Annotated in this window: 21 protein-coding genes and 3 tRNA genes; 13 read left to right on the top strand and 11 right to left on the bottom strand. The window is 68.1% G+C overall.

The window, feature by feature from the left end; genetic code table 11:
- Position 1: 1 nt before the first annotated feature.
- Positions 2-1,804 (bottom strand): aminopeptidase P family protein, encoded by a 1,803-nt coding sequence (locus ASE75_RS10160; protein WP_055932855.1) that lies wholly within the window; start codon positions 1,802-1,804, stop codon positions 2-4.
- Between the two features lie 199 nt (positions 1,805-2,003).
- On the opposite strand from ASE75_RS10160, the gene ASE75_RS10155 reads away from it, so the two are divergent.
- From ASE75_RS10155 to ASE75_RS10145, 3 genes are read left to right on the top strand one after another with little or no spacing between them, the layout of a single operon-like run.
- On the top strand, positions 2,004-4,058 hold the full coding sequence (locus tag ASE75_RS10155; protein WP_055932852.1) for a S9 family peptidase: 2,055 nt from the start codon (positions 2,004-2,006) through the stop codon (positions 4,056-4,058).
- Positions 4,055-4,618, top strand: a complete 564-nt coding sequence (locus ASE75_RS10150; protein ID WP_055932848.1) for a DedA family protein — start codon at positions 4,055-4,057, stop codon at positions 4,616-4,618. Before ASE75_RS10155 ends, ASE75_RS10150 begins: the two co-directional genes overlap by 4 nt.
- Positions 4,615-5,058, top strand: a complete 444-nt coding sequence (locus tag ASE75_RS10145; protein ID WP_156340377.1) for an acyl-CoA thioesterase — start codon at positions 4,615-4,617, stop codon at positions 5,056-5,058. Before ASE75_RS10150 ends, ASE75_RS10145 begins: the two co-directional genes overlap by 4 nt.
- Here the strand turns inward: ASE75_RS10145 and ASE75_RS10140 are convergent.
- Complete coding sequence (locus ASE75_RS10140; protein ID WP_055932842.1) at positions 5,015-6,094, bottom strand: catalase family protein; 1,080 nt, start codon at positions 6,092-6,094, stop codon at positions 5,015-5,017. The genes ASE75_RS10145 and ASE75_RS10140 overlap by 44 nt on opposite strands.
- A 185-nt stretch (positions 6,095-6,279) precedes the next feature.
- On the opposite strand from ASE75_RS10140, the gene dapB reads away from it, so the two are divergent.
- From dapB to ASE75_RS10120, 4 genes are all read left to right on the top strand, one after another.
- Positions 6,280-7,008 carry a 4-hydroxy-tetrahydrodipicolinate reductase gene (gene dapB / locus ASE75_RS10135; protein WP_055932839.1) on the top strand — a complete coding sequence of 243 codons (729 nt, stop codon included), beginning with the start codon at positions 6,280-6,282 and terminating at the stop codon, positions 7,006-7,008.
- Positions 7,005-7,652: an endonuclease III gene (gene nth, locus ASE75_RS10130; RefSeq protein WP_055932836.1), complete on the top strand. Its 648-nt coding sequence runs from the start codon at positions 7,005-7,007 to the stop codon at positions 7,650-7,652. The genes dapB and nth overlap by 4 nt, the downstream gene beginning before the upstream one ends.
- Before the next feature lie 52 nt (positions 7,653-7,704).
- Positions 7,705-7,781 (top strand) — tRNA-Arg (locus tag ASE75_RS10125).
- A 12-nt stretch (positions 7,782-7,793) separates the two neighbouring features.
- Positions 7,794-7,870 (top strand) — tRNA-Arg (locus ASE75_RS10120).
- A gap of 86 nt (positions 7,871-7,956) precedes the next feature.
- On the opposite strand, the gene ASE75_RS10115 is transcribed toward ASE75_RS10120, so the two are convergent.
- From ASE75_RS10115 to ASE75_RS10105, 3 genes are all read right to left on the bottom strand, one after another.
- Positions 7,957-8,538: a hypothetical protein gene (locus ASE75_RS10115; RefSeq protein WP_055932833.1), complete on the bottom strand. Its 582-nt coding sequence runs from the start codon at positions 8,536-8,538 to the stop codon at positions 7,957-7,959.
- Positions 8,539-8,618: 80 nt separating this feature from the next.
- Entirely contained in the window at positions 8,619-9,620 is a 1,002-nt protein-coding gene (locus ASE75_RS10110) for a N(4)-(beta-N-acetylglucosaminyl)-L-asparaginase (protein WP_055932830.1), read from the bottom strand.
- A 91-nt stretch (positions 9,621-9,711) separates the two neighbouring features.
- Positions 9,712-9,785 (bottom strand) — tRNA-Gly (locus ASE75_RS10105).
- Positions 9,786-9,870: 85 nt separating this feature from the next.
- Here ASE75_RS10105 and ASE75_RS10100 point away from each other — a divergent pair.
- The 3 genes from ASE75_RS10100 to ASE75_RS10090 are packed head-to-tail and all read left to right on the top strand — an operon-like array spanning position 9,871 to position 12,895.
- On the top strand, positions 9,871-10,065 hold the full coding sequence (locus ASE75_RS10100) for a hypothetical protein (protein ID WP_055932826.1): 195 nt from the start codon (positions 9,871-9,873) through the stop codon (positions 10,063-10,065).
- Positions 10,066-10,069: 4 nt separating this feature from the next.
- Complete coding sequence (locus ASE75_RS10095) at positions 10,070-11,593, top strand: GDSL-type esterase/lipase family protein (RefSeq protein WP_156340375.1); 1,524 nt, start codon at positions 10,070-10,072, stop codon at positions 11,591-11,593.
- 24 nt (positions 11,594-11,617) lie between these two features.
- A complete protein-coding gene (locus ASE75_RS10090) occupies positions 11,618-12,895 on the top strand; it encodes a methyltransferase family protein (protein WP_055933348.1) in 1,278 nt (425 codons plus the stop codon).
- 140 nt (positions 12,896-13,035) lie between these two features.
- On the opposite strand, the gene ASE75_RS10085 is transcribed toward ASE75_RS10090, so the two are convergent.
- The 3 genes from ASE75_RS10085 to ASE75_RS15750 all read right to left on the bottom strand — a co-directional run bounded on the left by ASE75_RS10085 (position 13,036) and on the right by ASE75_RS15750 (position 15,447).
- Positions 13,036-14,409: a glutamate--cysteine ligase gene (locus ASE75_RS10085; RefSeq protein WP_055932823.1), complete on the bottom strand. Its 1,374-nt coding sequence runs from the start codon at positions 14,407-14,409 to the stop codon at positions 13,036-13,038.
- 55 nt (positions 14,410-14,464) lie between these two features.
- Positions 14,465-15,208 carry a 16S rRNA (uracil(1498)-N(3))-methyltransferase gene (locus ASE75_RS10080; protein ID WP_055932820.1) on the bottom strand — a complete coding sequence of 248 codons (744 nt, stop codon included), beginning with the start codon at positions 15,206-15,208 and terminating at the stop codon, positions 14,465-14,467.
- A 71-nt stretch (positions 15,209-15,279) separates the two neighbouring features.
- Complete coding sequence (locus tag ASE75_RS15750) at positions 15,280-15,447, bottom strand: hypothetical protein (protein ID WP_200922345.1); 168 nt, start codon at positions 15,445-15,447, stop codon at positions 15,280-15,282.
- A 245-nt stretch (positions 15,448-15,692) separates the two neighbouring features.
- On the opposite strand from ASE75_RS15750, the gene ubiA reads away from it, so the two are divergent.
- The 3 genes from ubiA to ASE75_RS10065 are packed head-to-tail and all read left to right on the top strand — an operon-like array spanning position 15,693 to position 18,755.
- Entirely contained in the window at positions 15,693-16,601 is a 909-nt protein-coding gene (ubiA, locus tag ASE75_RS10075) for a 4-hydroxybenzoate octaprenyltransferase (RefSeq protein WP_055932817.1), read from the top strand.
- Between the two features lie 32 nt (positions 16,602-16,633).
- Entirely contained in the window at positions 16,634-17,980 is a 1,347-nt protein-coding gene (locus tag ASE75_RS10070) for a TldD/PmbA family protein (protein WP_055932814.1), read from the top strand.
- A complete protein-coding gene (locus ASE75_RS10065) occupies positions 17,973-18,755 on the top strand; it encodes a 3'(2'),5'-bisphosphate nucleotidase CysQ (protein ID WP_055932811.1) in 783 nt (260 codons plus the stop codon). Before ASE75_RS10070 ends, ASE75_RS10065 begins: the two co-directional genes overlap by 8 nt.
- 96 nt (positions 18,756-18,851) lie before the next feature.
- Here the strand turns inward: ASE75_RS10065 and ASE75_RS10060 are convergent, their stop codons facing one another.
- The 3 genes from ASE75_RS10060 to ASE75_RS10050 are packed head-to-tail and all read right to left on the bottom strand — an operon-like array spanning position 18,852 to position 22,054.
- Positions 18,852-20,126 carry a hypothetical protein gene (locus tag ASE75_RS10060; RefSeq protein ID WP_055932809.1) on the bottom strand — a complete coding sequence of 425 codons (1,275 nt, stop codon included), beginning with the start codon at positions 20,124-20,126 and terminating at the stop codon, positions 18,852-18,854.
- On the bottom strand, positions 20,127-20,837 hold the full coding sequence (locus ASE75_RS10055; protein WP_055932806.1) for a hypothetical protein: 711 nt from the start codon (positions 20,835-20,837) through the stop codon (positions 20,127-20,129).
- A gap of 5 nt (positions 20,838-20,842) precedes the next feature.
- Positions 20,843-22,054, bottom strand: a complete 1,212-nt coding sequence (locus tag ASE75_RS10050) for a toxic anion resistance protein (protein WP_055932803.1) — start codon at positions 22,052-22,054, stop codon at positions 20,843-20,845.
- Positions 22,055-22,081 lie beyond the last annotated feature (27 nt).

Below are 22,081 nucleotides of genomic sequence, written 5' to 3'. Positions count from 1 at the left end.
CTCAGGCGTGCGCGATCGGTGCGCACTTCGCCGTCAGCCAGTCGCGGGTGGCGGCATCCAGCACCGGTCCCAACGTCGCCAGCACCCGCGCGTGATAGGCGTCGAGCCAGTCGCGCTCCGCTGGGGTCAGCAGCGATGCGTCGATCAGCGTGCGTTCGATCGGCGCGAAGGTCAGCGTCTCGAACCCCAGCATCGCCCGGTCCGCACCCGGAATGTCGCGTGGCTCGACCAGCACGAGGTTCTCGATGCGGATGCCGTATTCGCCGGCCTTGTAGTATCCCGGCTCGTTCGACAGTATCATGCCGGCGCGCAAGGGTTCCATCGGTCCGCCGCCGGGGTAGTTGGGCGCGGCGATCCGCTGCGGCCCTTCATGCACCGCCAGATAGGCGCCGATGCCGTGACCGGTGCCGTGGGCGTAATCCAGTCCCGCCTCCCACAGCGGTCGTCGTGCCAGCGCATCGAGGTGCCCGCCAAGCGTCCCGTCGGGGAATACCGCGGTGGCCAGGCCGATATGCCCCTTGAGAACGCGGGTGAAGCGGTCGCGCATCTCCGGCGTCGGGTCGCCGATCGGCATCACGCGCGTCACGTCGGTGGTGCCGTCGGCATATTGGCCGCCCGAATCGATCAGGAAAAGCTGGCCGAGTTCGATCGGCGCGTTCGAGTCCTCGGTGACGTGGTAATGTGGCGAGGCACCATGCGCGCCGGTGGCGGAAATGGTGCTGAACGATACGTCCTTCAGCAGCCCCGATTCCTCGCGCAAGGCAAGCAGGCGCGCGGCGGCGGAGAGTTCGGTCTGCCCGCCCTTGGGACATTCCGCCTCGACCCAGCGCAGGAAGCGGGTCAGCGCCGCGCCGTCGCGCACCGACGCCGCACGGTGGCCATCGACCTCGGCCGGGTTCTTGATCGCCTTGGCCAGCACGACGGGATCGCGCGTGGCGACGACCTTCGCACCGTCACGCTCCAGCGCGGCGAAGATCGCGGCGACCGCGCGTTCGGGATCGGCGGCGACGCGCTGGCCCGCATAGCCCGTCAGCGCGGATGCGAAGTCGGCGCGGTCACGCACCCGGACGGCGTTGCCAAGATGCTGGTGGACCGCGTCGCCGACCTTGTCCGGGGCGACGAACAGGTCGGTCGTCCCGTCACGCCCGACGATGGCGTAGGACAGGGTCACCGGCGTGTGCGCGACGTCGCCGCCGCGCACGTTCAGCAGCCACGCGATCGAATCGAGCGCCGACAGGACGACCGCGTCTGCCTCGATGCCCGCCAGCCATTCAGCCACCGCCTGCCGCTTCTGCGCCGATGACGCACCGGCCAGCGCGTCGTCATGGACGGCCATCGGTGCGGGTGACGGGGCGGGGCGGTCGGTCCAGACCGCGTCGATCGGGTTGGCCTCGACCGCGACCAAAGTCGCGCCACGATCGGCGAGCGCGGCCTGCGCGTCCGCCACCCAGCCGCGCGTGTGCAGCCACGGATCGTAGCCGATCCGGTCGCCGGCCCGGGCGTGCGCGCCCAGCCAGTCGGCGATGCTGGTGGCCGGCACCGGCACATAGTCCCAGTCGTCGGCCGACACCTGTTCGCGGACCTGCAACGTGTAGCGGCCATCGGTGAAGATCGCGGCGCGGGTTTTCAGGACGACCGCTGATCCGGCCGATCCGCCGAACCCGGTCAGCCAGCCCAGCCGCTGCGCATAGTCGCCGACATATTCGGACATGTGCTCGTCCGTCAGCGGCACGACGAAGCCGTCCAGCTCCTGCCCGGACAGGTGGGCGCGAAGGGCAGCGAGGCGGGCGGGGTAGGGGGACATGGGGCAGGCTCCGTTTCTGGGTGAGGGGCGTACCGGATCGGCGCGGAGGGCGGCAATGGGGTTTGTTGGGCTTCCACTCCAAGACGTGCGTACCACCCAGGCCTCCGCCGGGGTGGAGCAACGATAGGATTGGGGCACCTCATCCCCTACCGGGAGGATTGTATCGACGCCGACCCCGCCCTCCGGCTAGGACGACGCCATGACGAACACTCCCCCACGCGCCGAAACCCGCCCGCACAGCTTCACCGCGCACGGGGTGACGATCGAGGATCCTTACGCTTGGTTGAAAGACCCGAACTATCCGGAGATCGAGGACGCCGACGTGCTCGCCTATCTCGCCGAGGAGAACGCGTATTTCGAGGGTGTGATGGCCCCGCACAAACCGGCCGTCGACACGTTGTACGAGGAGATGAAGGCGCGCATCAAGGAGGACGATTCCAGCGTGCCGCAGAAGGACGGCGACTGGTATTACTGGACCGCGTACGAAACCGGCGGCCAGTATCGCAAATGGTGGCGCAAGCCAGTCTCGGGTGGCGCGGACGAGCTGCTGCTCGACGAACCGGCGCTGGCCGAGGGGCACGAATATTTCCGGCTGGGCGCGTTCAGCGTGTCCAATTCCGGGCGCTATCTGGCCTATGCGATCGACGATGACGGTGGCGAGCGGTTCGAGGTGCGGGTCAAGGACCTGGCCACCGGCGAGCACCTGCCCGAGGTGATTCCGGGCATGTTGTCCGAAATCGTCTGGGCGGGCGACGACAGTGGCTTCCTGTACGGCCTGGCCAACGACCAGTGGCGGACCGACAATGCGCGTTTCCACCGGCTGCACACGCCGGTCACCGACGACGTCGTGATCTTCACCGAGGCGGACGAGGGCTACCGTGTCAGCGTCGGCGAGACGAGTTCGCGCAAGTGGATCGTCCTGTCGACCGGCGACCATGTCACGACCGAAATCTATCTGCTGCCCGCCAACGATCCGCTCGCGACGCCGATGCTGGTGTCGGCACGCAAGGAGGGGCGGGAATATGACGTGGACGAGCATGACGGGACGCTGTTCATCCACACCAACGACGTGCATCCGAACTTCCGGCTGGTCACCGCCCCCGTCGAGACGCCGGGCGAATGGACCGAGCTGATCGGCCCGTCCGAGCATTTCTACATGACCGGCGTCGAGTGCTACGCGAAGTTCTTCATCGTCGACGGGCGCGAGGACGGCCTCGATCAGATCGAGATCCATTCATACGACGGCGGCAGGCCGAAGCGGATCGCGTTTCCCGAGGCGAGCTATGACGCCGGGCTTGGCGACAATCCCGAATATGACATGGAGGTCTTGCGCGTCGGCTATGAATCGATGGTCACGCCGGGCACCGTCTATGATTACGACGTCGCCAGCGGCGCACTGACCACGCTGAAGGTGCAGGAGATTCCGTCCGGTTACGACGCCGACGGCTATCGCACCGAACGGCTGAAGATCACGGCCCGCGACGGCACGCTGATCCCGGTGTCGATCGTCTATCCGAAGGATTTTCCGAAGGACGGCAGCCGGCCGTTGTTCCTCTATGCCTATGGGGCCTATGGCTATGCGATTCCGCCGGGCTTCTCGACCGGGCGGCTGTCGCTGCTCGATCGCGGCTTCGCCTACGCCATCGCGCATATCCGCGGCGGCGACGATCTGGGCCAGCAATGGTATCTCGACGGCAAGCTGACCAAGCGCACCAACACGTTCGACGATTTCGTCGATGTCGCGCGCGGGCTGGTGGCGGACGGGTGGACCAGCGCGGGGCGGATCGCCATCGCCGGGCGATCGGCGGGTGGCGAGCTGATGGGCGCGGTCGTCAATTCCGATCCCGACCTGTGGGGCGCAGTCATCGCCGACGTGCCGTTCGTCGATGTGCTGAATACGATGCTGGATGCCGACCTGCCGCTGACGCCGGGCGAATGGCCCGAATGGGGCAACCCGATCGAGGACAAGGCCGCGTTCGACCTGATCCACAGCTACAGCCCCTATGACAACGTGCGGGCGCAGGCCTATCCGCCGATGTTCATCTCGGGCGGGCTGAACGACCCGCGCGTGACGTATTGGGAACCGGCGAAGTGGGCGGCGAAACTGCGCGCCACCAAGACCGATGACAACATCCTGCTGCTGAAGACCAATATGGGCGCGGGCCATGGCGGCAAGTCCGGCCGGTTCGAATCGCTGCGGGAAGCGGCAGAGGAGCATGCCTTCGTCCTGTGGCAACTGGGCGTGCCTGCGTGACGATCGAGACCTTCGTCGCGGACTATGGCCTGCTCGCGGTGGTGCTGGGGGCGGGGATCGAGGGCGAGACGGCGGTCGTGATCGGCGGGCTGATGGCGCATCAGGGGCTGTTGTCACTGCCGCTGGTCATGGTCGCGGCGGCGGTGGGGTCGTTCGCCTCCGACCAGATATTCTTCACGATCGGCCGGCGGTTTCGCCAGTCGGCCTGGGTGGCGCGGCTGACGGCGCGACCGGCCTTCGCACGGGCGTTGACGACGCTGGAACGGCACCCTAGGGCCTTCATCCTCGGTTTCCGCTTCCTCTATGGCTTGCGGACGATCAGCCCGGTCGCGGTCGGCACCAGCCATATTCCGACCGCGACGTTCGTGCCGCTGAACGCGCTGGCGGCGGCGCTGTGGGGCATGCTGTTCGCGACGATCGGCTATGTTTTCGGTGAAGGATTTGCCGAACTGGTCGGGCGGGTTCGGCTGGATCGGCAGACGTTGCTGATCGTGGCGGCCAGTCTGCTGGTGATCGGCTTGGCGATACGGGGCGCGATGCGGTGGCGCAGCGGGCGATGACGGGCTTCACGCTTGCCATCACCGCCGGCGCGGACGACATCGACGAACTGGGCCACGTCAACAATGCGGTCTGGGTCCAGTGGATCCAGCGGATCGCGACCGCGCATTGGGACGCCGTCGCCACCGAGGACCAGCGCGCCGCGCATGCCTGGGTCGTGACGCGGCATGCGATCGACTATCGCGGCAACGTTGTCGCCGGTGAAACCGTCACCGGCGAAACCTGGGTACCCGAACCACCCAAGGGTGCGCGCTTCGATCGCCATGTCCGCTTCGTCGGTGCCGATGGACGGGTGAAGGTGGAGGCGGTGACGACCTGGGCGCTGATCGACCGCGCGACCGGTCGGCTGTTGCGGGTCCGCCCCGACCTTGCGGCGGCGTTTCTTGGCCGCCCTTCGGTCAATCCGCATGCGACATCGGTTCGTGCATCGGACAGCCATTGACCCGCGCGCGAAAATCGGCCGACATTTCATAGGCCGGCTTGCGGACGCGGTTGATCCGCCCGAGCGGCTGGTGCGCCGCCAGCCCATGCCATGGGCTGAACGACAAGCTATCCTCGCGCCCGATGCTCGTGTCGCCGGCCCAGGTCGACTGCGGCCCGGCGATCAGGCGGGCGACGGTGACATAGGGGCTGGCGGCCTGATCCCATTCGACCGTTGCATCCTCGATCGGCATCGCCTCGGCGTCGATGCAGAGCTGGACGCGCAACTCCCAGGTTCCCCCCTGGTCGAAGCCGGAATCAATCTCCTCGCGCAGCGCGTCGTCACGGCCGTCGATCGCGATCTCCTCGCCCGAGAAGCGGGTAAGTGACGGCGACACCGGCACCAGCGACAGCTTGGCGACATGGTCGCCGTAGCGAAAGGCGGTGGCGGTGAAATACTGCTCGCCGAGCGGGTGGACGTGCGGGGCGCCCCCCAGGGTCTTGAGCGTCGCGCTCTCCCCGCCAACGGCCTCGATGGCCTTTTCGGTCCAGCGCAGCAGCGCGGACAGTGCGACCTTTGCACCTTCGGCGCGATCGGTGGTCTTGGTCAGCAGCTTGAGGTTGCCGAGGAACGCCTTTGCGGTCGGCGCGGCGAAGACCGGCGCGTTGATCATCAGCAGATCCTGTGCCCGGCTGTCCTCCGACCCGGGCAGCCTGTCGCCCTCGACGCCGAGGATCTTGATGGCCACGCCGCGGGGCAGCGAGATCTTGTCGGTCAGGATGTCGCCGGCATTGGTCGAAAAACGAAGGATCGCGTCATGGCGACCGGGCGTCGCGAACAGCCCCTGCGCCAGTTCCGGCGGCAGGTTGTCCAGCACCTCCAGCCGTGCATCGACCAGCGCATGACCCTTCGCATGGACCGATCGCACGGCGTGGCCGTAATCGCTCGCCGTGGTTTCAAGGATCGTGTGCAGTTGTTCGCGCAGGCCGACGCTGGTGTCCGTCTCGTCGGGCTCCCGCGTTTCGAGGGCGGGGCTGTAGGCGATGGGGCGGGCCATGATGACGATCCTCGACAGAAATATCCCGCAACCAACGGCCCGGCGTCGTCCCCGTTCCGGCCGGGCGGGTCGAGCGCCGACAAACGACGAGCCGTTGGTATTAGGCCTGTCGCGAACCGCCCGCTTCTGTCATCGCGGCGTCGCCTTCGATCCTGACAGTTCACCAGCATTCCACGGGAGTATTCATGACCGCGATCGGTATCTACGGCAGCGCAGGACGGATGGGTCGGGCGATCGCCGACACGATCGAACTGCACGGGGCCGACCTGTCCGGCGGTGTCGATGCCGGCGGCGATCCGGCCCCGCTGGCCGCGCTGTCGGACGTGCTGGTCGACTTTTCGACCCCGTCCGCGCTGGAATCGCATCTGGCGGCGGCGCGGGCGGCGGGCACGCCGATGGTGATCGGCACGACCGGGCTGAGTGCGGCCCATCACGCCGCGATCGACGCGGCCGCCGCCGATATCGCGGTGTTGCAGACCGGCAATACCTCGGTCGGCGTAACCTTGCTGCGCGAACTGGTGGCGCAGGCCGCGGCCCGGCTGGGAGCCGACTGGGATATCGAGATCGTCGAGATGCACCACCGGCACAAGGTCGATGCGCCTTCGGGCACCGCCAACCTGCTGGGTGAGGCGGCGGCGACCGCGCGCGGGACCACGCTGTCCGAAGTGCGCGTCGATGACCGTTCCGGCCTGACCGGTGCGCGCAGCGAAGGGACGATCGGCTTCGCGTCGTTGCGCGGCGGGTCGGTGGTCGGCGACCACAGCGTGATCTTCGCCAGCGAGGGCGAACGGATCGAGCTGAACCACCGTGGCGAGGACCGGTCGATCTTTGCCAAGGGCGCGGTGCGCGCGGCCCTGTGGCTGGTCGGCCAGCCAGCCGGGCGCTACACGATGGGCGATGTGCTGGCGCTGTGAAGAAGGCCGACGTCGCCGAATTCTACGCGCGCCTCGCCGCCGACAATCCGCATCCCGAAACCGAGCTGGAATCGGTTAATGCCTATACCCTGTTGGTGGCGGTGGCGTTGTCGGCGCAGGCGACCGATGTCGGCGTGAACAAGGCGACGCGCGCCCTGTTCGCGGAGGTCGACACGCCCGAAAAGATGGTCGCGCTGGGCGAGGACGCGCTGAAGGGACATATCAGGACGATCGGCCTGTTCAATACCAAGGCCAAGAACGTCATCGCGCTGTCGCAGGCGCTGATCGACCGGTATGACGGGATCGTGCCCAACGACCGCGATGCGCTGGAAACGCTGCCCGGCGTCGGACGCAAGACCGCTAATGTCGTGATGAACGTGGCGTTTGGCGCGGAGACGTTCGCGGTCGACACCCACATCTTCCGGGTCGGCAACCGTACCGGTCTGGCGCGCGGCAAGACGCCGCTGGCGGTCGAACTGAAGCTGGACAGGGCGACGCCACAGCCGTTCCGGCTGCACGCGCATCACTGGCTGATCCTGCACGGCCGCTATATCTGCAAGGCGCGGCGACCGGAATGCTGGCGCTGCCCGGTGGCGGACCTGTGTGCCTACAAGCCCAAGACACCCGAGCCGGCCGCCAAATAGCGAAAACTGCTGGCGTGTCCGGCGCGGCTTTGCTAGGCGAGCCGCTCCAGGGGCACCCGTAGCTCAGCTGGATAGAGCACTGCCCTCCGAAGGCAGGGGCCACTGGTTCGAATCCAGTCGGGTGCACCATTTGGGCTTTGTGCGCCCGTAGCTCAGCTGGATAGAGCATCAGACTACGAATCTGAGGGCCGGGCGTTCGAATCGCTCCGGGCGCACCATTTTCCACCGTGCCGGCAAAACGCACCGACAGGGCGTCGCTCTACGTCCGTGTCGGCCCCGCCCCCAAGAGGGCAGGGCCGTTCGTTTACTTCGCGCCCGAGACGACGGCGTCGAACTGCGCGGCGGTCAGGCCCAGGATCACGCCGTTCGGACCGGCGGCAAAGCCGGTGACGGGCAGCTTCACGTCACCCTTGGGGGTGGTCAACGTGACGAATTCGGCATCGGCCGACTTGATCGTGCCGAGAACCGCGCCCCCATTCAGGCTGCTGACCGAGGTGCCGGGAACGAGCTGGGCCTTCACCTGCGCGGCTGCGGCGGCCTTTGCCTCGGTGGCGGCGGCATCAAGCTGTGCGCGGGTCAGGCTGACGGTCACGCCCTTTGGCGACGACCCGATCGCCGACATCGGCACGGCCACGTCGTTGGTGCCGGTCGAGATCAGCACTGACGCGGCGTCGACGGTCTTGATGGTGCCGGCGGGGGTGCCGGCCGGGTCGTACACGGTAGCGCCGACGGTGGGCGTCGCGGCCGTAGCGGTCGCCGCTGTGCCGGTCGCGGGCTGGGCTGGAGCGGTCTGGGCCGGTGCTGTCTGGGCCGGAGCGGTCTGTGTCTGGGCGAATGCCGGTGCGGCCGCGGTGAGCGACAGCGCGATAATCAGCGTGGTCTTCATGATAGCCCTTTCTGGTCGTTGAGAATCCATAACGATCGCCCAACGCCCGATACCGCGATTCCGTTTCGTGGCGCGCCGTTTCAGGCGGCTCGCTTCAGGCTGGGGGCGGGGCGGACCACCGTCTTTCCGGCATCGTCGGTCAGCGCATAGGTGAAGCCCGGCAACAGCGCGAAGGCACCGGTTCGCCCGTCCTGCGCGATCGCGATGAAGCCGACCTGCGTGTCCTTGATCGCGTCGCCGCGCAGCCGTGCGATGTGCATCACCGCCTCGCGACAGGCGGCGTCCGGGGCCATGCCGGCGCGCATCGACGCGACGACCCGCGCGGTGCCGGCGATGCGCGTGACTTCCTCGCCCAGCCCGGTCGCGGTCGCCGCACCGACGCCCGCCTCCACGAACAGGCCGCTGCCGCACTGCGGGGAATCGCCCAGCCGCCCGTGCATCTTGAACGCCATGCCGGACGTCGTGCAGGCCCCGGCGAAGCGGCCGCTGCGGTCGCGCGCCAGCAGGCCGATCGTATCATGGTCGCGCGCATCGCCGCTGATCCGGTTCTCGCTGTTGGCGACGGGCCTGTACGCTTGCGTGGTCAGCCATTTGCGCCATTCCGCCTCGGATTCGGGGGTCAGCAGGTTTTGCTGCGGGAACCCCTGGTCGCGCGCGAACCGCGTTGCGCCGTCGCCGACCAGGAAGGTGTGCGGCGTCTTTTCCATCACCGCGCGCGCGACCGAGATGGCGTGAGTGGTGTTTTCCAGCGCACCGACCGCGCCGACATGACCGGCATCGTCCATGATGATCGCATCCAGCGTCACCCGGCCGTCGCGGTCGGGATAGCCCGAATAGCCGACCGAATGATTGGCCGGGTCCGATTCCGGCACGCGCCCGCCCGCCTCGACCGCATCGACCAGCGTGCCGCCGGCGATCAGCTTTGCATAGGCGGCTGCATTGGCCGCCGCGCCGAAATCCCAGGTCGACAGGATGACGATGCCTACCTTCGCGGCGGCGGCGGCCGGGATGCTGGCGACGGCGGCGGCCCCGGTCGCGAGGCCCAGCACGCCGCGTCGTGTCGTGTCGGTGGAAATCGTCATGGCTGGCCCCCGCAGGCGTGGTTTTCACAGGGCCGCGACCATGCACCGCGCGCGGGGCGGATCAAGTGTTTCATGGCTGATTTCGGAGGAATGGAGCGGGTAACGGGAATCGAACCCGTGTATTCAGCTTGGAAGGCTGCTGCACTACCATTGTGCTATACCCGCTCACTCACGGATTGCCTGCCACAGAGCGGGCGGGCGCGTCAACATCCGGCTTGGCGGACGGCAGCGAACGGCGTAGCCAACGGCCATGCGAACCATATCCGACGACGTGGCCGTGCGGCTGTATCACCTCGACGACAGCGGCGCGGCGGTGACGCTGTTGTACGGCACGCTGGCGCAGGCACTCGCCGAGGCGGCGGCGCAGGAGCCGGACGTGCAAGGCGACCTGTTCCTTCAGACCAGCAGCGATGTGGTCGGCTATCTCGATTTCGTGGAAGGATAAGGCAATGACACCGGGGATCTGGCGGACCGTGCTGATCCGGTGTCTGGCGCTGACGCTGCTGGTCACGCCCGTGGTGGCCGTGGCCCGGCCCGTGGGGATGGCTGCTCCCGCCGATCGGCTGGCGGAGGGCTGGTGGGCGGCCCGCCATGCCGCGATCCTGACGCTGGTCGCGACCCGGCCCGATCCGCAGGTCCTGCTGATCGGCGATTCGATCACCAACAATTACGACAAGGCCACACCGCCCGACGAGGATTTCGCCGGCACCTGGGCGCAATTCTACGCCCCCCGGCGTGCGATCAACCTGGGGTTTAGCGGCGACACGACCGCGAACCTGCTGTGGCGGCTGGATCATGGCGAGGTCGACGGGCTGAACCCGAGGGTCGCGGTGGTGCTGATCGGCACCAACGACACCGGCCGTGCGGGCCGTACGGCGGCGCAGACGGAAGAAGGAATCGACGCGGTGGTCGCAGACCTGTCGCGCCGGTTGCCGACGACCAGGATCCTGTTGCTTGGCCTGTTGCCGAGCGCGATCTCCCCGGCGAAGTCCGCAGCCGACGCGGCGGTGAACGCCTATCTGGCGCGGCGCTATGCCGGCGATCCGCGCGTCGCCTATCTCGATGTCGGCTCGATCTTCCAGGCAAGTGACGGGACGCTCGACACGCGGCTGTTCTATGATCCGCGCCTGTCGTGGCATGGTGCGGCGCTGCATCCCGATACGGTCGGGCAGCGGCGAATGGCGGAGGCCATCGAACCGACATTGGCCGCATTGCTGGGCACGCCGCCGCGCGTTGCCCTGACCGCGATGACCGACGTGAACACCGCCACCGTGCCAGTGCCGTGGCTGGAGCGGGATTCCTACGACTGGTACCCGCGCCACCGTGCAGTGATGGGCCTGCACGGCATGAAGCCTGAGGTCGTCCTGATCGGCGATTCGATCACCCATTTCTGGGCCGGGCCGCCCGCCGCCGCGCGGGTCAGTGGTCCGCAGGCATGGGCGCGGGTATTCGGCGGCATGGCGGTCGCCAATCTGGGTTTCGGCTGGGACCGGACGCAGAACGTCCTGTGGCGGCTGCGGTCTGGCGAGTTCGATGGCATGGCCCCGGACTGGGTCGTCCTCAACATCGGCACCAACAACCTGACCGGCACCACCAACGCCCGTGCGAGCACCCCGGCGGAGGTGGTGGCCGGTGTCGCGGCTATCGTCCGCGACGTGAAGGCGCGCTCGCCGCACAGCCGGATTGCGCTGATGGCGATCTTTCCGCGTGGTGATACCGCCACCGATCCGTTGCGCGTTACGATTGCCCGGACCAACCGCCTGCTGGCTGACCGGTTCGCGCGCGATCCGGCGGTGCGGTTCATCGACATCGCCGGTCGGTTTCTGCGGCCAGACGGGACGCTTGATCGCGCCCTGCTGCCCGACGGGACGCATCCGGATGACGCCGGGTACGCGCTGTGGGCGGATGCGCTGATCGCTGCGGGCATCGGGCGGGGTGGCCATGGAACAACAGCGACGACATCGCTTCGTTAACCGGTTTCAGGCTAAGCGATGGCCATGACCGCCGCCACGCCCATCGCCGCCGATCCGCGCCCGCCATCGGCGGTCAGCGGCGGTGCGGGTCTCGCCGGGATCGCCGGCGTCTTCGCGTGGATCATGGTCGCGCGGCATTACCATATGGACGGGCCGTATGCGGCGCTGGTCAATCTGGTGGCCTGTGGCGTGCCGATGGCGCTCTGGTCGCTGCTGGTCGACAAGGTGCATCGCAATCTGTCTACCGGGATCGACTGGACAGGCCCGCGGCCTTGGCGCGAGACGATCGACATCAGCCTGACCAAGCTGGCGGGGCTGTGGATCACCTGGGGGGGGATCGCGCTGATCTATGCCACCGGGCGCTTCTACTGGATCGGCAATTTCGCGTTCGCGATGTGGTGCCTGACCTGGGCCGCGCCGGTGCTGTTCGTGTGTTCGGTGCCCTATGTGCTGTGGATCGACCGGCGACTGGTGGCCCCGCGCGATGGCGCGTGGATGCTGGGCGCGTGGATGACGGGGCAGGCGGGGGTCGAGCGCGAGGCGATCTACAATCACCTGCGCAGCTGGGGGGTGAAGGCGTTCTTCCTCGCCTTCATGCTCGGCGGTCTGCCGGGCGGGTTCGGCGAGTTCGTGCGCGGTGACCTGAGCGTCGTGCTGCGCGATCCGGTGGCGCTGTCGCTGTGGCTGATCGCGCTGATGTTCCTGATCGACATGGCGTTCGCGACGGTCGGCTATGTCCTGACCTTCCGTCCGCTCGATTCGCATATCCGCACCGCCAATCCGTTCGCGGCGGCGTGGATGGCGGCGCTGATCTGCTATCCGCCGCTGACGCTGATGATGGACGGCGGGGTGCTGGATTATCATATCGGCACCGCCAGCTGGACCTACTGGCTGCAATGGCATCCGGTCCTGCTGGCGCTGACCGGCGCGGTGCTGGTCGGTCTGACGGGTATCTATGCCTGGGCGACGGTGGCGTTCGGGCCGCGCTTTTCCAACCTGACCAATCGCGGGATCCTGACGCACGGGCCGTATCGGTGGACGCGGCACCCGGCCTATTGGTCGAAGAACCTGTTCTGGTGGATTTCGACCGTGCCGTTGCTGTCGACCGGCAGCCTGGTCGACGCCGCGCGCGCGACGTTGACCCTCATGGCGGTCAGCGGGGTGTATTACTGGCGCGCGAAGACCGAGGAGCGGCACCTGATGCTAGATCCTGACTACCGCGCCTATAACGACTGGATTTTACGCAACGGTGCAATTGCGCTGGTGCTGGCGTGGGTGCGGCGGCGGGGCAAGGCTGTCTGAGGCCCGAAACCTTTCGTTTCCCGGCGAAGGCCGGGGCCCAGCAGGGTAAACGGCGGTGCACAACTCCCAACGCTAACCCAACTGGGCCCCGGCCTTCGCCGGGGAACTGAAGAGCCTGTGCATCCGCCGCGATGCGGCCTTCAGAAGCTGGCCTCGCCGTACACCTTCGACACGTCACCGTTCCATGCGCCGTGATAGCGCTCCAGCAGCACCTCGGCCGGCACCTTGCCGCTGCGGACGATATCGCGCAGCGGATCGAGGAAACCGGTTTCGTTGTCGCCCGCACCATTCAGCCGCGACCGCGCCGACAATCCGGCTCCGGCAATGTCGAGCACCTGCCCCGCCACATCGCGAAGCTTGCCGCCACCGGGCAGCGGCGCGTCGAGCGCGAGCTTCGGCACCGCATCGCGCAAGCGTTGGCGATCGCCGATGTCCCAGTCCTTGACCAGATCCCACGCCGCATCCAGCGCCTGGCTGTCGTACAGCAGCCCGACCCACAGCGCCGGCAGCGCGCAGATCCGGTTCCACGGGCCGCCATCCGCCCCGCGCATTTCCAGGAAGGTCTTCAGCCGCACTTCGGGGAAGGCGGTCGACAGGTGATCGTTCCAGTCGTCGAGCGTCGGCTTCTCGCCCGGCAGGACCGACAGTTCGCCCTTCAGGAAGTCGCGGAACGACAACCCGGCGGCGTCGATGTAGCGACCCTCGCGGTAGACAAAGTACATCGGCACATCGAGCGCATAGTCGGCGTACCGCTCATACCCAAACCCGTCTTCGAAGACGAAGGGCAGCATGCCGGTGCGCGCGGGGTCGGTGTCCGACCAGATATGGCTGCGGTACGACAGCATCCCGTTCGGCCTGCCCTCGGTAAAGGGCGAAGCCGCGAACAGCGCGGTGGCGAGCGGTTGCAGGGCCAGGCCGACGCGGAACTTCTTCACCATGTCCGCCTCGGACGCATAGTCCAGATTGACCTGGATCGTGCAGGTCCGCAGCATCATGTCGAGGCCCATCGCGCCGACGCGCGGCATGTGCCGCAGCATGATGGCATAGCGGCCCTTGGGCATGATCGGCAGTTCGGCGCGGGTCTTGTCCGGCCACATGCCCATGCCGAGGAAGCCGATGCCGAGCTTTTCGCCGGCGGCCTTCACCTGTTCCAGATGGCGGCCGGTTTCGGCGCAGGTCTGGTGCAGATTGTCGAGCGGTGCGCCGGACAGCTCGAACTGGCCGGCAGGTTCCAGGCTGATGCTGCCGTCCGCGCCCGACATGGCGATGACGTTTCCGCCCTCCATGACCGGGGTCCAGCCATATTGCTCCAGCTCGCCGAGCAGCGCGCGGATGCCGCCAGCCTCGTCATAGGACGGGGCGTGATGGTCGCTGGTCGAATAGACGAATTTTTCGTGTTCGGTGCCGATCCGCCAGCGATCCTTGGGCTTCTCGCCGTGCGCGAAGCTGGCGATCAACTGGTCGCGCGACTCGATGGTCGGTGCGTTGCTCTTCGAAACCGGATCTGACGTCATGAACCGCGCCTTACGCTGCGACGCGGGGCGGCGCTAGTGGGACGAACATGGCCGTTCAGGTCCAGTCCCCCGCCGCCGCCATCCACAGCGCGGTTGCAGCAGCAGCGGCGGTATCGGCGCGCAGGATGCGGGGGCCAAGCGCGATGCCGATCGCCTGCGGCATGGCGCGGATCGCGGCGCGTTCGTCGGCGTCGAACCCGCCTTCGGGGCCGATCAGGATCGCCGCCGCACCGGGTTTCGCGCGCATTGCGTCAAGCGCGGGCGCACCGCCGGTTTCGTCGGCGAAGAACAGCGTACGTTCGTCGGGCCAGTCGCGCAGCAGCGCGGGCAGTTTGACCGGGTCCGCAACCTGCGGGATGGCGGTGCGGCCGCATTGCTCGGCTGCCTCGATCATGTGGGCGCGCAGCCGGTCGGTATTCGGCTTGTCGACGACCGTGCGGCGGGTGACGACAGGGACATAGCGGTCGACGCCCAGTTCGCATGCCTTTTCCGCCATCCAGTCGACGCGGTTCTTCTTCAGCGGCGCGGCGCACAGCCACAGGTCGGGGACCGTTTCGCGTGGGCGCAGGCATTCAGTCACCTCGACCGACAGGTCGCGGCGGCCGACGTCGCGGGCGATGGCCAGCCATTCGCCGGTCGCATCGTCGAACAGCTTTACCGGATCGCCGACTTTCGTCCGCATCACCGACACCAGATAATGCGCCGCCGGCCCGTCGATCCGGCGAACGCCGGGGGCAAGGGACTCCTCGACGAACAGGCGCGGCGTCGATTGCGGCGGCCAGGCGGGGGTGGCGGGCATGGGGGTATCCTGTTGCATGGGCTGGTCCCCTCTACCCGTCCGGTTCGAGCGAAGTCGAGAAACCCGATGTTCTAATGTTTCGGCAGGCGTCGTTTCCACAGCCGTCGCCCGACGACAAAGGCCAGTCCGATCGCCAGCACGGTCAGCACCACGCCGACCGCCGCGACCCCCGCGACGCGCAGGATCGCCCAGAACAGCGCCTCGACGAAGCGCCCGACCGCGACCGACAGGCCGATCATGGGGTGGTGACGGGGTTGCGCACCGTCACGGGGTAGCCGCTTCGGGCTTGCGCGCCAAACGCCGTGTTTCTAGGCGGGACTGGAGTGCGGGTAGACTTGGATGTCCGATGGATGCGTTGCTGTTGTCACTCAGTCCACAAGGCGAAGCTTTCGCAAGGTTTGTCCGTCCACCCCGGCCTTCGCCGGGGTGGTGAGATGGAGCAATCCGGTTGATAAAAACCGCATCGCCAACGAAAGCTACGGCCATGACCGATACCATCGTCCCCGACAGCGAGCACAAGGGGCTGGTCGGCCGCCTGCCGCCGACCTTGCGCGGGTTCGCGCTGCTGGCGCGGTTCGACCGGCCGATCGGCTGGTGGCTGTTGTTCTGGCCCGGCGTCTGGGCGATCGCGCTGGGGGGCGGACTGGTCGACCGGTTCGATCTGGTGGCGTGGTTCCTGCTGGGCGCGATCGCGATGCGCGGAGCGGGGTGCGTGTACAACGATATCGTCGACCGCGATCTGGATGCGAAGGTGGCGCGTACTGCGCTGCGGCCGATCCCGGCGGGGCTGGTGTCGGTGAAGGCGGCGTGGGGGTGGCTGCTGCTGCTGTGCCTGGTCGGACTGGTGGTGCTGGTCCAGTTGCCGCCGCTGGCGGCCGGCGTCGCGGTGGCGAGCCTTGCGCTGGTCGCGGCGTACCCCTTCATGAAGCGCATCACCTGGTGGCCGCAGGCGTGGTTGGGGCTGGTCTTTTCCTGGGCCGCACCGGTCGGCTGGGTGGCGGTGACGGGCGGGGTCGGCTGGCCGCTGGGGCTGCTCTATGCCGGGTCGATTGCCTGGGTGATCGGGTACGACACGATCTATGCACTGCAGGACCGCGAGGACGATGCGATGATCGGCGTGCGATCCTCGGCACTGGCACTGGGCCGATCGGTGAAGGCCGGCGTAGCGGGGTTCTACGCCGCCGCAATCCTGTGCTGGGCGGGCGCGGTGTGGCTGGTCCGGCCTGACCTACTGGCGCTGGTCGCGCTGCTGCCGGTGGCGGCGCATCTGGCGTGGCAGGTGGCGACGCTGGTCGTGGGCGATGGCGACAATGCGCTGCGCCGGTTCCGGTCGAACCGGTTTGCCGGCCTGCTGATGGCGCTGGCCTGCGCGGCGGTGGGAACCGTGCTCTAGCTATCGCGGCGCAGCGACCCTAAATCCGGGCGATGCTGACACCCGAACACGCGCAAGCGCGCGCCGCCGATATCGTTACCCGCGCCAGGGCCGCCGGTGCGGACGCCGCCGATGCGGTGTTCGCCGCCGACGCCGCGCTGGAAGTCTCCGTCCGCCTTGGCAAGCTGGAGGATGTCGGTCGGTCCGAGTCCGAGGAACTCGGCCTGCGCGTGTTCGTCGGCAAGCGGTCGGCCAGCGTCTCGACGTCGGACCTGTCGGTCGCCGCGATGGACGCGCTGGTCGAACGCGCGGTGGCGATGGCGCGCGAGGCGCCCGAGGATGCCTGGGCCGGCCTCGCGCCCGAGGAGCGGCTGATGCACGGCGCACCGCCGCATCTGGATCTGGAGGATGCTGGCGATCCCAGCCCCACGACCCTGCGCGACATGGCGATGGCGGCGGAGGATGCGGCGCGCGCGGTCCCCGGCGTCACCAACAGCGAGGGCGGCGGGGCCAGCGCTTCGCGCGTCGTCTGGGCGCTGGCCACCAGCCACGGCTTTGCCGGGGCGTACGGCGCGACCGGATACGGCCTGTCGGCCAGCGTGCTGGCGGGCGAGGGCAGCGGGATGCAGCGCGACTACGCCTATCATTCCGCCCGCCACCGCGCGCACTTGGATTCGCCCGAGGATATCGGTCGCGAGGCCGGCGAACGCGCGGTGGCGCGGCTGAACCCGGGCCGTGTCGTCAGCGGGCCGATGCCGGTGGTGTTCGATCCGCGCGTCGGCACCTCGCTGCTCGGTCATCTGATCGGCGCGATCGGGGGGCAGGCGATCACGCGCAAGACCAGCTTCCTGCTCGACGCGCTCGGCACGCGGATCTTCCCCGAGGGCGTTCAGGTGCGCGACGATCCGCACCGTCCGCACGGCCTGCGCTCGCGCCCGTTCGATGGCGAAGGACTGCCGGTGTCGCCGACCGCGATCATCGAGGATGGCGTGCTGGAAACCTGGCTGCTCGACAGCGCGGCGGCGCGGCAACTGGGGCTGGAGCCGACCGGCCACGCCGCGCGCGGTATCGGCGGCGCGCCGGGCGTCTCGACCAGCAACCTGTACATGGCGGCGGGGCATGTCCCGGTTGCGACGCTGATCGAGGATATCGCCGACGGCGTGTTCGTGACCGAGCTGATCGGCAGCGGCGTCAACGGTGTGACCGGCGATTACAGCCGGGGCGCGGCGGGCTTCCGCATTGTCGACGGGCAGATTGCCGGGCCGGTCGCCGAGTTCACGATCGCGGGCAATCTGAAGGACATGTTCGCACAGGCGACGCCGGCCAACGATCTGGTCTTCCGCTTCGGCAACAACGTGCCGACGATCCGCATCGATGGAATGACCGTCGCGAGTGGCTGATCCGGGCGATCTGGCGCACGCGGTCGCCGATGTCGCGGCAGAGGCAGGGCGGCTGGCGATGGGGCGTTGGCGCACCGACTTCCGGCAATGGGAAAAGGCGCCCGGCAACCCGGTGTGCGAAGTCGACCTGGCAGTCGACGTGCTGGTGCGTCAGCGCCTGTCGGCGCTGTTGCCCGATGCCGGCTGGCTGTCGGAGGAGACGGTGGATACCGCCGACCGGCTGGCGCGTCGCCGCGTCTGGGTGGTCGACCCGATCGACGGGACGCGTGACTATATTCGCGGGCGGCCCGGCTGGTGCGTGTCGATCGCGCTGGTCGAGGCGGGGCGGGTCGTGATCGGCGTGCTTGATGCGCCGGTCCGGCAGGAGGTCTGGCGTGCGGTTGCCGGCGGCGGCGCATGGCGCAACGGGGTGCGGCTGGCGGCCGGGTCGTGCGCGCGGATCATCGGTGCGCGGGTGCCGACCGATGCGCTGCCCAAGGCCGATCGCGACCTGACGATGGTCGCCAAACCCAATTCGATCGCGCTGCGTATCGCGATGGTCGCCGCCGACGAGGCCGATCTGGTCGCGACGCTGCGCTGGGGCAATGAATGGGACATCGCCGCCGCCGCGCTGATCGCGGCCGAAGCGGGTGCGGGCGTCACCGACGCGCTGGGCGGCACGCTGACGTTCAACAAACCCCAGCCGCGCGATTTCGGGGTGCTGGTGAGTGCGCCCGGTATCCACGCGGCGGCGGTGGCGCGGCTGGCGGACCGGGTGGCGGCGGCGCGGGGGTAGGTACGACTTTCCGTCATTGCGAGCGTAAGCGAAGCAACCCAGGGCGTCCTGATCCGGCTCTGGATTGCTTCGCTTACGCTCGCAATGACGGGTCAGTTATAGTGCGGTCGTGGAATCCTGCACGGCATAGCGGACCGGGGCCTCGGGCAGCATGAGCATCGGCACGGGCTGTCCGGCGGTGACGAGCACCTGATCGACAGGAACCGCGTCGTTCGCCTCGCGCGCGACGAACGCCTGTATCAGCCGGGTGCCTTTGGTGGGTACCAGCGTGGCGGGGATCGGCGTCGGGGTCCGGCCCATCGCCGCCAGCCAGTCCGGCCGGCCGCCGATCCGCCGCGTGGCCGGATGGGCGACCTGCAGGTCGACATGTCCGCGATACTGGCCGACGACGAGCGGCTTGCCGCCGTTGACGAGCACGGCCGGCCGTGTGCCGATCCGGTCTGCTGCCGCTGCATAGAGCAGGGGCGAGCCGCTTCCGTAAGGGTTGAGCGTTGTCTGGTCGATCGTCAGCGGGTCGATGCCGGTCATCGCCTTCAGCCGGGTCGCCATCCAGCGAACGGGGACGCCCTCCATCACGATCGGTGCTTCGGTGGCGTGGCTGAACCCGACATGGATCAGGATCTTCGACGCCGGATAGGCCCTCACCGCGCGACGGACGAGGTAATCCGCCTGCATCTGTTCGCGCCGGGCAACCTGCGCCTTCCAGTCCTCGCCGGGCGGGCGGCTGTAGTCCGTCGTTTCGTACGCGACCGGGCGATAGCCAAGCGCCAGCGACTGGCGGATGAAGTCGGCGAAGACCGGATCCTGGGTGTAGGTACCGGTTGACCGGCGGATGTAGCCATCGTGTGACAGCCTTGCCATGTCCTTGGCGACCACCGCGTCATCGGGGCGGTTGGAGAAGGTTTCCGCCGCCAGCACGTCATAGCCGAGGGGGCGCAGCGCCTTTGCTACAGCCAGACCGAACGCGCGATCGCGGGGCACGGCGTGGTCCTCGTTCAGGATGACGATCCGGGTCTGGCGCGCGCGGGCGACGATGGCCGCGATGGCATCGGTCGCGGTCGCGGTACGCAAGGCGGCTAGGTCGGCCGGCTCCGGGGGGAGCGGGACGACACCCGGTTCCGGCGCTTGCGGGCCCGGTTCGCCGGTCATCATCCCCTGCAATTCGGCCCAACTCTGATAGGCGGGACCGGGCTTCGGGCTGCCGTCGGCGTTGAACGCCTCCGGATGCAGCAGGTCGGCGGCGGCACGATAGTGGCCATCGCGCCGCGCCTTCCAACTGGCCTGTTGCGAATCCGGCTTTGTTGCGTCCTGCGCAAGTGTCGCGGCACTCATGACGCCGGCAACGACGGCCATGATCGTCCGGATCCGCATTCAGCCCGGCTCCCCGTCACCGCGATACTTGATTTCCAGATAGCGACCGCGTGTCGCCAGGCTGTCGAGGTCGCCTTGGGCCAGCCGGTTGGTCATGTCGCCGATTTCCTGGTCAATCACCTTCAGGCCCGCGACCAGTTCGGCATCGGGCGTGCGGCCGTTGCGCGGGACGCCGCGTAAAGGGGCTGGCACGCGCTGATAGTCGGCGACGAAGGCGGGCAGTTGTTCGCCGATCAGCCGGCGCAGGTCGGCGGCGTCGGGCGTATCATCCTCGACCCGCGCGAGTTGCGGGCCGAGCGCGTCGAGGCGCAGGCCGATCTGGTCGACCAACGTGATCGCGGGCGCGGGAAGGGCCTGGCGCTGCGCCGACAGCCAGCGGCCGGTCTGGGCGGGCAGGGCCTTCAATTCGACCGCGCGCAGCTTGTCCGGGCTGGGCGCCGGGCGTTGGTCGGGCAGGATGGCGAGCGCGAGGGTGGTGGCGATCAGCAGGACCATGACTAGCGTCGTGCCGATGATCCCCAGCGGCACAATCAGCCCCACGACGAACGCGGCGATCAGGATCGCGGCATCGGCGACGACGATCCGGGTCAGCCGGCGTCGGGCGCTGCCGGTGTTGCGGCGGCGTGCCGACGGGATCGCCGGCGCATCGCTGCTGCCGATGCGGTCCCAGGACGCGCGGGCGCTGCGGATGGCGTCGTCTACCTCGCTCACAGGCCCTACATCGCCTCCAGCTTGAACTGGCTGCCGCCCGAAATGGCACCCGCGCCTTGCGTCGCGCCCTCCGCCCGGGCGATATAGCCGCGCGACTTCTCGACCTCGCCCGACAGGGTGTTGACCGTCGTCTTCATCGAATCGAGCGCCTTCAGCTTGAACGTGTCGATCGCGTCCATCGTCTCGTAGATGTTCTGGAACGCGCGTTGCAGCGTCTCGATCGGGATGGTCGAGGCGGCGGCCTGTTCGTGGATCGTCGCCGTCTGGCTGCGCAGCAGCTTCCCCGTCGAATCGATGATGTTGGCGGTGGTGGTGTTCAACGCGGTGATCTGTTCCAGCACCAGCTTCTGGTTGATCAGCGCCTGCGCCACGGTGACGGCGGTGCGCAGCGCGGAGACGGTCGTGGTCGATGCGCGGTCGACCCCCTTCACCAGCTCGACATTGTTCTTCTTGACCAGGTCGAGCGCCAGATAGCCCTGCACCGTGACCGCCATCTGGGTCAGCAGATCCTGCGTCCGCTGGCGGGTGTAGAACAGCGCGGTCTCGCGCACCGCCTTGGCTTTGGCGGGATCGCTGTGGTCGAGTTCGTTGGCCTTGTCCTCCAGCCGCTGATCCATCGTCCGCGACAGCAGGATCATCTGTTCCAGCCGACCCATCGCGTTCCACAGGTTCGCGCGTTCGGTGTCGATGGCGGCATTGTCCATCAGCAGCTCGTCCTTGCCGCTGGCGAGGCTTTTCAGGATCTGCGCGATGTGCGTCTGCGAGGATTTATACCCGTCGAAATAGTCGCGCATCTTGCTGCCGAACGGGATCATGCCGAACAGCTTCTTCGGCGCGGACAGGTTGCCGCGCTTGCCGGGATCGAGATCCTCGATGATCCGGCGCAGCTGGGCCAGGTCGGAGCCGACGCCCGTTTCCTGGTCCATCGCCTTTACGGGACGGTCGAGGAAGCGGTTCGACTGGCTGGAGGCGTCGCGGATCTCCTTCGACCCCATCGCGGTGATCGCGTCGACGCGCTTGCCGAACTCCGGGCTGTTCACGTCCTGCGCCAGCAGGTCGTTGACGAAGCCCTCGACGCGCTCGTCCAGCTTCGACTTCGTGGCGGCATCGACCGGGACCAGACCGGCGGCCTGTGTCGGCGCGACGACCGGCACGGCCTCCGGCGGGGTCAGGACCAGCGCGGGACCAGCGGTGGTGGTGTCGGCGGTGGTGGCCATCGCGGGTAATCTCCGTGTCGTTCGCGT

It is taken from the genome of Sphingomonas sp. Leaf17, assembly GCF_001421505.1.
GTDB lineage: Bacteria > Pseudomonadota > Alphaproteobacteria > Sphingomonadales > Sphingomonadaceae > Sphingomonas.
The sequence above is the reverse complement of the archived record's forward strand: the minus strand, read 5'-3'. Positions and strand labels throughout refer to the sequence as shown.